Here is a 14,275-nt window from a genome sequence, read left to right as displayed (position 1 = left end):
ATTATTTAATTTTTTTAAAACGCATTTGAAGCACTCCAAAAAATGCTTCCTTGAAAATTTTTGTGCTCATTTTCGAAACGCCTTCTTGTCGATCAATAAAAGTTATAGGAACTTCTTTTATTTTGAAGCCAAGTTTGCTTGCGGTATATTTCATTTCAATTTGAAATGCATAACCAGTAAATTTAATATCGTCTAAGTGAATTCTTTTTAGCACAGCACTTTTGTAACACATAAATCCGGCAGTCGTGTCGTGAACATTAAACCACAATACAATTCGAGCATAAACGGATGCAAAATAGGACATTAATATGCGAAGAACCGGCCAGTTTTTTACTTTTCCACCGGAGATGTATCTTGAACCAACAGCTGCGTCAGCACCTTGATTTGCGCAGGCGTCGTAAAGCCTTATGAGGTCATTGGGGTTATGCGAAAAATCTGCATCCATTTCGAAAATGTACTCGTAATTGTTTTTTAAAGCCCAACGAAATCCATGAATATAGGCGGTTCCTAAGCCAAGTTTGCCTTTTCTTTCTTCTATAAAAAGTTTATCCTTAAACTCCATCATGAGTTGTTTCACAATGTTGGCAGTACCGTCAGGCGAATTGTCTTCAATAATTAAAATGTGAAACTCCTTCTTCAAAGAAAAAACTGTTCGAATAATTTTTTCGATGTTTTCCTTTTCATTGTAAGTAGGGATAATTACCAGACTATCAATCACAGTTTGTATTTGAAAAAGCGAATATAATCTTCCTATTTTTAACTGCCAACAATTGTGGATAATTAACTAATTTTTGCAATTCCAAAATTAAAAAAGGCGGGAACCACCCCGCCTTTTTCTAACAAAAATCAACCACACTAAACTAAACCACTATTTTTTTGATTAAGCAATATCAATCAAACGCGCCGGTTTTTCTTTTGCTTCTTCACGTTTTGGAATGCTAATGCTTAATAGCCCATCCATGTAACTTGCAGTAATATTGTCTTTGTTTACAGTTTGCGGTAAATTGAATGAGCGAGTGAAAGCATGATAGCTAAATTCTTTACGCGTAAATCCTTCGTTACTTTCATCTTTGTTGCTTTCTTTCTCAGAAGAGATGGTAAGCACATTGTTATTCACTTCTATTTTGAAATCCGACTTTTTCATTCCGGGAGCTGCCATTTCTAAAATGAAATTGTCTTTTGTTTCTTTGATATTGGCAGCCGGCAGCGTTGCCAAGGTGTTGTTGTAATTGTAGTCAAAGAAATCTTTTCCGAAAAGTGTGTCAAAAAAAGTTGGCACAACTGGTAATGAATTGTTTTTGAATTTTACGAGTGTCATTTTTAGGTCCTCCTATTTTTAGTTGTTAATATTTTTTATAGACTTTTTGAAAACGTTTTCGTGAAGGATACTTTCAATTCAAATGCCAGTCGAAATTTTGTGAAAACTTGTCATGGGTTTTTTTAAAAGCAAGAAAAAATGTCTGTAAGTCCTTTAAATATAGGACATAAAGGCAGATTGCGAAATGGAATTCGCAATAAAAAAATTGAGACAGGAGATATAAATGGAATTTAAAATCGAATATCTTTCACGTTCAATTGGAGCTTGATTCTACCATTCCATTCATTTTCATCGATGGAATAACAGATATCAAATTCTTTTGTTTGAGAAAGCATTTCAAGGTGTCCGCCTAAACCAAATCCAATTGCGGGAAAGGTAATGGAATTAGAGCTTTGGGTAGCATCAAATTTCAGATGATTGTTTCCAACAATTTTTGCATATCCTTTATCGCGCACTTTTTTGGATAAAAATACTGGGTGCATATTTTCTGGGCCAAAGGGTGCAAATTGTTTAAGTATTCGAAAAAATCGCGGGTCTATTTCATTGAAATTTAATTCTGCATCAATTTCAATTTCAGGAACAAGCCATTCTTCATTAATTGTAGCCGAAACAATTTCTTCAAATTTAGTTTGAAATGCGGATATGTTTTCAAGTTTCAAAGTTAAACCGGCGGCATATTTATGGCCACCAAATTGCTCCAATAAATCAGCGCAAGCTTCGATAGCATTATACACATCAAAATTTTTGACAGAGCGTGCTGATCCAGTTGCAAGTCCATTAGATTCAGTTAAAACAATTGTAGGTCGATAGTATTTTTCGGTAAGGCGTGACGCAACAATTCCTACCACACCCTTGTGCCAGTCGTTGTGAAAAACCACAGTTGTTTTACGATCAATTAATTCGGCATTACTTCCAATAATTGAAAGTGCGTGATCGGTGATTAATTTATCCAAATTTTTTCTATCCGTATTGGTATCGTTTAAATTTTTACCGGATTCGAGGGCTTCTAAATTGTCTTCAGAAATCAAAAGTTCGACAGCTTTTTTTCCGCTGTGTAATCTTCCTGCAGCATTAATTCGAGGTGCGATAATAAACACTATATCGGAAATAGTGAGTTCTTTATCCTTGGTTGCTCCCGCTAATTCCAACATAATTTTAATGCCTTTTCGCGGATTTTTATTTAAATGCTGCAGGCCAAAATGTGCTAGAATTCTATTTTCTCCAACTATGGGAACAATATCAGCAGCAATGCTAACGGCCACCAAATCGAGGTAGATATGTAACAATGAAAAGTCAATTTCATTTCTAGAGGCAAACGCTTGAATCAATTTGAATCCAATGCCACAACCTGTTAATTCATTAAATGGGTAGTTACAATCATTTCTTTTCGGATCCAGCACAGCAACTGCATTGGGTATTGTATCGCCAGGGCGATGATGGTCACAAATAATGAAATCAATGCCTTTCTTGGTTGCGTATTCAACTTTGTCATTTGATTTAATACCGCAATCTAAAGCTATGATTAAGCTAATCTCGTTATCAGCGGCAAAGTCAATTCCTTTAAACGAAATTCCATATCCTTCCGCATACCTATCCGGTATGTAAAATTCAACATTAGAATAAAACGAATTTAAGAAGCTATACAGCAGTGCAACTGCGGTAGTTCCATCTACATCATAATCACCAAAAACAAGGATTCTTTCATTTTGCTGAATTGCTTTTTCGATACGAAGCACAGCATTTTCCATATCTTTCATTAAAAAGGGATCATGCAAATCTTCAAGTGAGGGACGAAAAAATAATTTAGCTTCATTAAAGTTGGTAATTCCCCTTTGTACAAGCAGGTGAGCAAGAATGGATGGAATATTTAAGTCGTTAGAAAGTTGATTGACTGTCTCCAAATTTGGAGTGTTTTTTATAACCCAGCGTTTTTTCATGGTCCAAGGTTATGTATTTAAGGTGATTTCAAAAATACTCCCTTTGGATGAATTTTTTCGCACTTTAATAGTTCCATTGTGGTTTTTCACCAATTGTCGAACAATATAAAGTCCTAAGCCGGTTCCTTTGTTTTTACGCGTTTCTTCACTGCCCACACGATAAAACTTATCAAAAATAAGGAGCGCTTCTGATTCAGAAATTCCAATACCATTGTCTTCAAATAGCAACTCCAACTGCTCATCCATTTTACGTAGTGAAATTTTTAGGATCGGTTCTGAAGCAGAATATTTTATTGCATTTTCATACAGGTTACTGAGAATTGAAACAAATGCAAATGCATCTGTCATAAAATAGATACCAGGTTCAACATCTACCTGTAAAACGTGTTTCTTTTCAAGTTGAAAATGGGCGGCTAATTTTCCAATTTCTTTTTCAATTAAATCGGATAAATTAATATTTGCTCGCAATAGTTTATAGTTACTATCTTCTAATCGGGTAGCAATTAGCACATTTTCGACAAGCGCATTTAGCCGCTCAGTGTCGTTTAAGGCATTAGTTAAAATTTCTATTTGTTTTTCTTTTGAAAGGTCTCTCTTAAGAAGCGTTTCTAATTGTAATTTCGCGGAGGCGATTGGCGATTTTAATTCATGTGTCACCGAAAGGAGGAAATTTTTTTGTCGATTATTTAGTTCGGCTTCCTTTTTAAATGTTTTACGCGTTTGAATGAAGCCAGAGATTAACAAAACTAAAAATACTGTTCCTTCGCCTGCAATCATTAGCCATCGTTTTTGAATCTTGCTGTGTAATTCATTTTTAGCAAAAACTATTGCGGAAGGACTTGTATTACTTAATTCGATAATTTGCAAACGTTGTTGAAGCACTTCATTATTTAATTTCACCATTAAATAGCTCCACCAAATGAATTGCAGAAATACATAAACAACAAGTAAATAAAAAATAAAAAGGGGGCCGGGTCTTTTTTGCGCGATGTTCATTGCTAACAAATGTAATTTGTTTTTTAGTAAAAGCTATTTTACAAATATGGAATTTTGAATTATCTTGCATCAAGCTTCAGTACCAAATTTAAGAATTGATGAAAAAACTAAAATTGATTTTGTTTCTCACCGTGTTCTGCACCTTAAGCATTTTTGCTTTTCGAATTTATAACGGTTCAAGCAATAAGGATATTAAAATAAAATTTAGAATGGGGAGTAGTTATGAAAAAGAGTGGAAGCGTGTGGATTCCCTTCAAAATAAAGGACTTTCAAAATCTGCTTTAGAATTGGTTACAGCAATTTATGCGAAAGCAAAGTCAGAGAAGAACACTGTGAATTTTATCCGTGCAATTATTGAGAAAATGAAATACGAAAGTTATTTAGAGGAAGATTCGTATGTGAAAGCTATTGCTAACCTTGAGCAGGAAGCAGCTGATGCTGAATTTCCAATAAAATCAATTATTCATAGTATTGCTGCCGAGACATATTGGAGGTACTATCAAAACAATCGATACACTTTTATTAACCGCAGCGAAACAGTAAATTTTGACAATTCAGATATCCGAACTTGGGACTTAAGTAAATTGATTGCAAAAGTTGATGAAAATTATTTGAACTCGCTCCAAGCTTCTGCTAAATTAAAGCAATCGGAACTTGTTAACTACGATGCGATTTTAATTAAGATAGATGGATCGAAAAAGTATAGACCAACACTTTACGATTTTTTAGCGCATCGTGCATTGGATTATTTTATGAATGAGGAGCCGGATATTGCAAAGCCGGCTTTTGCATTTGAACTGGATAAGGCGAATTATTTTGAGGATTATTTTTCATTTCAAGACCTCAAGGTAAAATCTGTGGACTCTACCTCAATGAAGCTTTATGCAATTACACTGATGCAAGAATTAATTCGATTTCATCAAAAAGATAAGAATCCTGAAACCTTGATTGATGCTGATTTAATACGATTAAAATTTGTTTGGCAGCACTCTACTCAATTGGAAAAGGACAGTTTGTATTTAGCTGCGTTGAAAAGATTGCAAAGATTATTTGAAAATGATATTGCATCAACGGACGTTTCTTATCAGCTGGCAAGCTATTATTGGGACAAGTCAAATCTTACAAGCAATGGTTCAGCAGAGGATTCGCTTAAGCTATATAAGAAATTGGCAATGCAGCAGTGCGAAGCTATAATTGCAAAGTTCCCATTGAGCGATGCCGCTACGAATGCAGCTTATTTAAAAGGATTAATTCTTGAAAAATCGCTTACAGTAACACTTGAAGATGCTAATATTCCTGAAAAGCCTATGCTTTTTCTCCTTCAATACAAAAATGTTAGCAGAACTTATTTTAAAGTAGTTAAGTTAGATGAAACAAATGAGTTTGATTTGGATAGAGGGATAAATAAAGAAGTTAAAAGCAAATTGTTGAATAAAAGAGAAGCGTTCAAGTGGCAGATTGATTTACCTTATGAGCAAGATTATTGCGATCATAAAGTTCAATTAAAAATCCCAAAATTAGGAAAGGGGCATTATATACTTTTTGCGGGTACAGATCCTAGCTTTACAGAAGAGAGCAATGGAATTGCGCATGCAAATTTTTGGGTAAGCAGCATTTCTTACATCACTCAAAAAAAATCGGATGATAGTTATGAGGGCTATGCGCTTGATAGAGAAAGCGGGCATGGATTAAATTCAATTTTAATACAACTGTGGAGTGAAAAATATGATTATAATTCTCGTGTTTACCAATTCGAGAAAGGGACCTCAGTAAGAACTGATAAAGAGGGTTATTTCAGTATTCCTTCGACAACAACCAATCGTAATTTTTATCTTGAAATGAAGCGTGATGATGGGGATAGAATATGCAGTGATTATGGTTTTTATCAATATAAAAGACAGTCAGAGGAAAACAAAAGTTATTTGCAGACTTATTTTTTCACAGACCGGAAAATTTATCGCCCGGGGCAAACGGTTTACTTTAAGGGATTGATGCTTGAAAAAACCGGAGAGCAGTCAAAGCTTGTAACCCAGAAAATGACGGATGTGATTTTTAATGATGTGAATGGACAAAAGGTAGCAATGCAAGGTTATACATCTAATGATTATGGAACTTTTAGTGGTAGCTTTATTGTTCCGCAGGGTTTACTTAATGGTCAAATGTCGATTAGCAACGGCACGGGAAGTATATATTTTTCGGTTGAAGAATACAAGCGCCCAAAATTTGAAGTAAATTTTGATGCTTTATCAGAAAGCTATAAACTATCGGATAGTATTGAAATTAAGGGAAAAGCTATAACTTATTCAGGTGTATTGCTTGATGGCGCAAAGGTTAATTACAGAGTGGTGCGAGAAGCGGTTTATCCCAATTGGTGGGCGTATTCTCGAGGTTATCAAAAGAATGCTCCTGCCATGGAAATATTTAGTAGTGTTGCGATTAGCAATGCGATAGGAGAATTTATAATTAAATTTAAGGCAATCCCGGATTTAAGTATCGAAAGAAATTCAAGCACTTACTTTACTTACACTATTTATGCGGATGTAACCGATATTGACGGCGAGACACACAGTGCTGAAAAGGCTGTGAATATTGGTTATTCAATGCTAAAACTAGGTGCTGATTTTCCATCCAATATTGACAAAGTAAATTATCCCCCATTCAAAATTATGTCTACTAATTTAAATGGAGATTATCTTTCCACAAAGGGAGTTTTAAGAATTTATAAGTTGAAGCAACTATCCAGGAATTACCGTGCTAGAAAATGGGAGAAACCGGATCGTTTTATACTTAATAGAGCAGAATTTGAAGCGGATTTTCCAACTGATTTGTACGACGATGAGGATAATAAGTTAAAGTGGGAAAGAACAGAAATGGTTGCGGAAATTGATTTTGATACTGATTCAAGCCACACTAATACAAAGAACATAATTGCTTTGAATAACATTAAAAAATGGAGTGATGGTGAGTATGTTTGGGAGGCTATTACCCAAGATAAGAACAAGCAAGAAATAAAGATTTTCGACTATTTTACTTTATTTTCTTCAGAAGCGAAGAAGGCACCACAGCACGAAATAAATTATTTTAATCTCCTAGTTAGTAAAGGCGAACCCGGGGAAAGGGCACGTGTCCTAATCGGGTCAACTGAAACTAATTTACATGTACTTTATGAACTGGAAAACAAAGGAGAATTCATAAAAAGAGAGTGGATGGTTATAAGTGATGAACTGAAAGTATTGGATATACCTATTGAAGAGAATTACCGTGGAAATTTTGTAGTTCACTGCACTTTTGTAAAAGGAAATAGAGTTTATAAGAATGATGGGTTAATTACGGTTCCTTATAGTAATAAGGAGCTTTCAATTTCTTTTGAAACATTTCGAAATAAATTATATCCGGGTCAGCAGGAGGAGTGGCGGATAAAAATAATTAATAAGGCAGGGAAAAACGAAGCAGCTGAAATGATGGCCACGCTATATGATGCTTCGCTGGATGCATTTTCTAAAAACAGCTGGTATTTGAATCTATACCAAAACTACTATTCTCAGCGAAACTGGGAGATAAACAATGCTTTCAAAGTAAATTCAGTAAGTGGTTATGGTAACAATTGGAATGTTTATCACACTCCTCTATTTCGCGATTACGATGCATTAAACTGGTTTGGTTTTGAAGGTTACTCATATTTCGGATACGGCCGTGGTGGAATAGCATATTCAGAAGATAGAGCAGCGTCTCCAATGGTTATGCAAGCAGCAAATGTTTTGAATGAGGCAGCACCATCAAGTGGAAAAATGATGAAATCAAGAGATGCAAATTATAAAGAGAGCGAAGCTGAAATAGCTAAGAAAGACGAAACAATAACTAATAAATCCGGTCAGAAAGATGCAACGCAAGGAATCCAAATTCGAAAAAATTTTAATGAAACTGCTTTCTTTTATCCACAAATGGAAACAGATGAAAAGGGCGAAATAAAAATAAAATTCACTATTCCAGAAGCAGTAACAAAATGGAGAATGCTTGGTTTAGCGCATTCAAAGGATTTAAAAGTAGGTACAATTGAAAAGGAACTGCAAACACAAAAGGATTTAATGATTAGTGTAAATGCTCCTCGGTTTTTTAGGGAAGGCGATAAAGTAAACTTGCTTGCTAAGCTTATCAACCTAACCCCATTAAACATGGTTGTTAATGCGGAATTAAAGATCTATAATTCTGTTACAATGGATGATATTACAAGTTTGATTTTGAATAGTGGTGCATCGTCTCAGGTTTTAAAAATGGAAGCTGAGCAGAATGCCAGTATTGGCTGGGAACTTACTATTCCGGATGGATTAGAAGCCATAACCTACCGAGTAATTGCAAAATCTCCTAATTTTTCCGATGGCGAAGAAAACACCCTTCCTGTATTATCAAATAAAATTCTTGTAACTGAAAGTCTTCCACTGCCAGTTCGAGGAAAGGAGCTTAAAAAATTCTCTTTCACAAAATTATTGAATCAAAACAACAATAGCACAACACTAAGTAACTACAAGGTTACACTTGAATTCACTTCGAATCCTGCATGGTATGCATTGCAGGCATTACCCTATTTAATGGAATACCCCTATGAGTGTTCGGAACAAACATTTGCACGGTTTTATGCAAACAGCATAGCTCAACATATAGCAAATTCCAACCCAAAGATTAAAGCTGTATTTGATAGTTGGAAGCTGTCGAGCGTTGCGCAGAATAAAGAAAGCTTGCTTTCAAATCTTGAAAAAAATCAGGAACTAAAATCCCTTTTACTTAAGGAAACACCATGGGTGATGCAAGCAAAAAACGAGAGCGAAAGGAAGCAACGATTGGCATTGCTATTTGATTTTAATAAAATGCAAAATGAGCAAGAAGCAGCTTTTAATAAATTAATAATGATGCAAAGCCCAAATGGAGGTTGGCCTTGGATGAAGGGGATGCCGGATGATGTTTATATAACCCAATATATTGTTGCCGGAATGGGGCATCTTGAACATCTTGGCGTGGAAAAAATACGGAAGGATAATGTGAATTTGAATATGATACAATCGGCTCTTAATTATATGGATGAGCGAATTCGAGAGGATTATGACTGGATTTTAAAGCATGATGGGGCTCGAATAAATAGCAATCATTTATCTTATAAAATTATACATTATTTATACGCTAGAAGTTATTTTAAAGACATTCCTATAAACAAGCAGCATCAGAAAGCGATAGAATATTTTAAAGAACAAGCCGCAAAATATTGGTTGAGTCAGAGTCGTTATATGCAAGGAATGATTGCGCTTGCATTAAATCGTTATTCCAATAAAACCATTGCCATGGACATTATTAAATCATTAAAAGAAAACGCAATTGAAAATGAAGAATTAGGAATGTATTGGAAAGAAAATACAGCCGGATTTTATTGGTATCAGGCACCAGTTGAAACGCAAGCATTATTGATTGAAGCATTTGATGAAGTTGCCAATGATTTAAAATCGGTTGAAGAAATGAAAGTTTGGTTATTAAAGAATAAGCAAACAACAGATTGGAAAACGACAAAAGCAACAAGTGAGGCCTGCTATGCTCTTTTGTTAAGAGGTAATGATTGGCTAGCTGATGAATCAGGTATTGATATTGAAATTGGCACAAAAAAAATAAATTCCAGGAGAAATTCTGAATTAAAAGCAGAGGCAGGAACAGGATATTTTAGCCAAAGTTGGAATAGCAGTGAAGTAGAACCCAGTATGGGTATGATTAGCATTCAACCTATGGGAGGTTCGAACCAGACTAATAAAGTAATGTGGGGTGCTGTATATTGGCAGTATTTTGAAAACCTCGATAAAATTACTTCGCATGCTACTCCATTGCAATTGAAGAAAAAAGTATTTGTTGAAAAAAATTCTAATCATGGTCCGGTTATTTTAGCTGTTGATTCATCAAGTGAATTGAGGGTGGGAGATAAGGTAAAGATCAGAATAGAGTTATTTGTTGATAGAGATATGGAATACGTTCAGTTAAAAGATATGCGTGCATCTAGTTTTGAGCCAATAAATGTTATTTCATCCTACAAATTTCAAGATGGATTGGGGTATTATGAAAGTACCGGCGATGCTGCGACAAATTTCTTTTTTTCGTATTTGCCGAAAGGCACCTATGTATTTGAATATCCATTAAGGGTGAGCCAAAGTGGAAGTTTTAGCAATGGAATTAGCACCATTCAATGCATGTATGCACCGGAATTTTTGAGTCATTCTGAGGGAATTCGACTAAAAGTTTCAAGATAAATAATTAAAAACTCCCGACAAAAAAGGATGAACAAAATGTTGTTCATCCTTTTTTTATGCTTGGAAATGAAACAAAAACTTTTGACTTACTTTTGGTTCACCCTTTTCAATATAAATGCACCATTTGCGACTTAAATTAGTCTTGTTTTTATTTGGCATTTCTGCTTGTGTTTATGGGCAGTCGAGCAATTATGCATCCTGGAAAGATTTAGATACTGTTCGTTTCAAATCTACAATTGACTCAGTTTCAAGTTTAAATATCCAAGTCAAAGAGCTGAGTAAAACAAATAAAGAGGCCGCTTTAAAACTTTGTTCCCACGCCTTAAAAATAGCCGTAAAAATTCATGATTTAAGGGGAATGGCTGATTGTTATAATAACATGGGCATTATTTATAAGAATTTGGGGGAGTATTCGGTTGCTTTGAATTATCATTTGAAAGCATTGAATTTAAGAATGATAGTGGGGGATAAAAAGTTAATTGCTAGGTCTTGTAATAATTTGGCTGTTGTTTACGGCCATCAAAATGAGTTGATTAAAGCGCTAGAATACCAACAAAAGGGGCTCAAAATAAAGGAGGAGATAAATGATATAAATGAGCTTGCAATCTCTTACGCAAATATAGGACTGATTTATTCTGATCAAAAAAATCATAAAATGGCGTTGGAATATTTTTTTAAGGCCCTCAGAATGGATATTCGGTTAAAGGATTCGATAGGTATTTCATTTGATTATAAGGGAATTGGAACAGAATATTATAATATGGGAAATCTTGAATTAGCGAAACTAAACCAAGAAAAGGCATTAAAGTTCAAATTGTCTATGAAGACTGTTGATAAGGAACTAACTGATTTGTATAATAATCTAGCAAATATTGAAGCGGATAATAAAAATTTTAGTAGTGCGTTGAATTATTATCAAAAATCTTTGGAATTAAATAAACTACTGGATGATAGGAAAGCAGTTGCAATTTCACAAGCAAATATTGGCGCAACCCTTATAGATATTAACAAATTTAACGAAGCTGAGAGTTATTTAAATAGTAGTTTAAAAATTGCAGAAGAAATAAAAGCTCGAAATGTTAGAATGAGCATTTACGAACTGATGATGAATTTGTATGGAAAAACAGGAAATTACTATAAAGCTTATGAATCTTCTAAAATGTTCAAAAAGCTAAGTGATGAAAGTTATCAAACTAACAATTTTGAAAAATTAAATGAGCTTGGAATTAAATACGAAACGGATAAAAAAGAAAAGGAAATTAAACTTTTAAACAAGGATAAGGATTTAAAAACGATAGAAATTGCGCATCAAAAAAGTGTAAGAAATTACTTCGTAGGCCTTGCCCTAATTATCTTGATTTCTACTTTCTTTATTTTTCGACTTTATAAGAATAAGCAAAAAGATAATGTGCTATTGAAAGAGCAAAAGGAAGAAATTGAAATTCAAAAGAAGTCCATTACTGATAGCATAAACTATGCGTATAGAATCCAAAAATCAATCTTACCTTCACAAGAACATTTTTATGAAATATTGCCCCAATCGTTTGTTTTTAATAAGCCAAAGGATATTGTTAGCGGTGATTTTTATTGGTTGCATGAAACCTCTCCCTTTAAATATTCCTCGGTAAACTCAAAAGTATTGTTGGCAATGGCAGATTGCACCGGACATGGAGTACCCGGAGCGTTTATGAGTATGATTGGAGTGGAATTATTGAATGAAGCTGTAAATGAGAGCCATTCTCCTGCAAAGATTCTACAAATCGTAGATGAGGGAATTCGTAAGGCTTTACATACTAACAATATTGATTCAAAAAAAGATGGTATGGATATGGCGCTTTGCGCTTTTGATTTTGAAAAGAATGTAATGAAGTTTTGTGGAGCGAACCGGCCAGTTTATCGCATCCGTAACAATGTGCTAGACATTTTTTTACCACAAAAAACTGCAGTAGGTTTTAGTGAGCAGGGCTTTGTTTTTGTGAACCAAGAAATTGACATTCAAAAGAACGATGCGATTTATCTTTTTTCGGATGGATATGCCGACCAATTTGGGGGAGAAAGAGATAAAAAATTGACAACCAAAAAATTTAAGGATTTGCTCATGTCGTTGCAGGCTATTCCAATTAGAGAGCAAGGGTTAGAGCTTGAAAAATTTATTACAAATTGGGCTGGATCCCGACAACAAGTTGACGACATGTTAGTAATTGGATTAAGGGTTTAGCGCCAAAATGAATTTCATTAAGTCTTTTCCTTCTTTTCGGCAATTGGGTGTGATGGATTGTGGTCCTGTATGCCTTAAAATTATTTTCAGTTTTTACGGCGCAGATATTCCTATTGATACATTAAGGGAAAAATGTCAAATAAGTAAACTTGGAGTAAGCCTCTTGGGAATTTCAGAAGCCGCTGAATTAATGGGTTTTCGCACTATTTCAACAAAAATTACTATTAATGAATTGAAGGAAATTAGTTCATTTCCTTGCATTCTGCATTGGAATCAAAATCATTTTGTGGTTTTATATAAACTAACAAGTGAATATGCTTATATCAGCGACCCTGTCCAAGGAAAAATAAAGTTGCCGTTAGAGGAATTCCTTCTTTCATGGACTCAAAAGAATGAAACCGGTGGAATAGTTCTTTTTCTCGAGCCTACTAAAGAATTTACTACAGCGAGCGAAGGAAACCCCATTAGGAAAGCGAGTGATTGGTCTTATTTATTTTTTCACCTCAAAAAGTATCGAAAATACTTTTTGCAATTAATAATAAGCTTACTCTTTGGGAGTCTTGTTTTATTAATATCCCCTTTTTTAATCGAAGCCTTAGTGGATAAAGGAATTGGAGAGAAAAATTTGAGTTTTGTTTACCTTATTTTGTTAGGCCAATTAAGCTTATTTCTAGGAAACACATTTGTCGAGATTTTCCGCAATTGGATTTTATTGAAAATTGGGGCTAGGGTTACCATGAACTTGGTGGCAGATTTCTTTTTAAAATTATTTCAACTCCCTTTAAGTTTTTTTGATACGCATTTGCTAGGGGATTTAATTTTGCGCACAAATGATCACAAAAGATTAGAAACACTTCTAACAACAAAATCATTAAATGCAATTTTTGCGGTATTTAATTTAGTGTTGTTTGGAGCAGTTTTGTTTAATTATAATGTTTCTGTGTTTTTTTTATTTTTCAGTGGTAGCAGTTTAGGTATTTGCTGGATATTTCTATTTATGAAGCGCCGCGCTGCATTAGATTATAAATTTTTTGATTTATATGGACAACAGCAAGGCAAAATGATTGAGTTGCTGAGTGGGGTAGAAGAAATAAAAATTAGTAACGGAAGTAGGCAAAAACGTTGGGAATGGGAAGAAGTTCAAGCAAAAATTTTTAAAGTTAGGGTTAAATCCTTAAATCTTGACCAGCTACAACATAATGGATTTGAAACAATTATTCGCTTTACTGGAATTATACTTACCGTTATTACAGCAAAGCTAGTAATAGAAGGTGAAATTACCTTAGGGACTATGTTTGCCATTAATATGATTGTTGGTCAGCTCACCAATCCAATATACTCCTTGGTAGACTTCATCCCTGCTTGGCAGGACGCAAAGTTAGCGTTGCAGCGTATTGGAGATGTATACAACCAAAAAAACGAAGAAGAAAACCAGAAAATAGCAATTATGAAATTCCTAAATCCGCCAACATTAAATTCGAGAATGTTTCATTTTCCTACAGTGGATCTGTTCAGAATTTAATTTTAA

General features: G+C 34.4%; 7 protein-coding genes. 3 read left to right on the top strand and 4 right to left on the bottom strand.

All coding sequences use genetic code 11. The features are described from left to right. Position 1: 1 nt before the first annotated feature. The 4 genes from IPP32_01815 to IPP32_01800 all read right to left on the bottom strand — a co-directional run bounded on the left by IPP32_01815 (position 2) and on the right by IPP32_01800 (position 4,251). Entirely contained in the window at positions 2 to 727 is a 726-nt protein-coding gene (locus IPP32_01815; GenBank protein ID MBL0046823.1) for a polyprenol monophosphomannose synthase, read from the bottom strand. A gap of 153 nt (positions 728 to 880) precedes the next feature. Beyond that, positions 881 to 1,318, bottom strand: a complete 438-nt coding sequence (locus IPP32_01810; protein ID MBL0046822.1) for an Hsp20/alpha crystallin family protein — start codon at positions 1,316 to 1,318, stop codon at positions 881 to 883. A gap of 230 nt (positions 1,319 to 1,548) precedes the next feature. Then, positions 1,549 to 3,255, bottom strand: coding sequence for a single-stranded-DNA-specific exonuclease RecJ (gene recJ / locus IPP32_01805; GenBank protein ID MBL0046821.1), 1,707 nt, complete (start codon positions 3,253 to 3,255; stop codon positions 1,549 to 1,551). 9 nt (positions 3,256 to 3,264) lie between these two features. Continuing rightward, positions 3,265 to 4,251, bottom strand: a complete 987-nt coding sequence (locus tag IPP32_01800; GenBank protein ID MBL0046820.1) for a GHKL domain-containing protein — start codon at positions 4,249 to 4,251, stop codon at positions 3,265 to 3,267. 98 nt (positions 4,252 to 4,349) lie between these two features. Between IPP32_01800 and IPP32_01795 the strand changes: the two genes are divergently transcribed. The 3 genes from IPP32_01795 to IPP32_01785 all read left to right on the top strand — a co-directional run bounded on the left by IPP32_01795 (position 4,350) and on the right by IPP32_01785 (position 14,269). Next, the gene (locus IPP32_01795; GenBank protein MBL0046819.1) at positions 4,350 to 10,529 is read left to right on the top strand and encodes a hypothetical protein; all 6,180 of its coding nucleotides are present in this window, start codon (positions 4,350 to 4,352) and stop codon (positions 10,527 to 10,529) included. Between the two features lie 115 nt (positions 10,530 to 10,644). Then, a complete protein-coding gene (locus tag IPP32_01790) occupies positions 10,645 to 12,747 on the top strand; it encodes a tetratricopeptide repeat protein (protein MBL0046818.1) in 2,103 nt (700 codons plus the stop codon). Positions 12,748 to 12,754: 7 nt separating this feature from the next. After that, the gene (locus tag IPP32_01785) at positions 12,755 to 14,269 is read left to right on the top strand and encodes a hypothetical protein (protein MBL0046817.1); all 1,515 of its coding nucleotides are present in this window, start codon (positions 12,755 to 12,757) and stop codon (positions 14,267 to 14,269) included. Positions 14,270 to 14,275: the final 6 nt, after the last annotated feature.

The organism is Bacteroidota bacterium (genome assembly GCA_016721765.1).
Taxonomy (GTDB): domain Bacteria; phylum Bacteroidota; class Bacteroidia; order UBA4408; family UBA4408; genus UBA4408.
Note: the sequence above shows the minus strand (reverse complement) of the source record. Positions and strands in the feature narration are given on the sequence as shown.

Excerpts from the sequence above, each read along its gene's own strand:
- IPP32_01790 (MBL0046818.1), top strand. The coding sequence starts at position 10,645 with ATGCACCATTTGCGACTTAAATTAGTCTTGTTTTTATTTGGCATTTCT.
- recJ (MBL0046821.1), bottom strand. The coding sequence starts at position 3,255 with ATGAAAAAACGCTGGGTTATAAAAAACACTCCAAATTTGGAGACAGTC.
- IPP32_01810 (MBL0046822.1), bottom strand. The coding sequence starts at position 1,318 with ATGACACTCGTAAAATTCAAAAACAATTCATTACCAGTTGTGCCAACT.
- IPP32_01800 (MBL0046820.1), bottom strand. The coding sequence starts at position 4,251 with ATGAACATCGCGCAAAAAAGACCCGGCCCCCTTTTTATTTTTTATTTA.
- IPP32_01795 (MBL0046819.1), top strand. The coding sequence starts at position 4,350 with ATGAAAAAACTAAAATTGATTTTGTTTCTCACCGTGTTCTGCACCTTA.
- IPP32_01785 (MBL0046817.1), top strand. The coding sequence starts at position 12,755 with ATGAATTTCATTAAGTCTTTTCCTTCTTTTCGGCAATTGGGTGTGATG.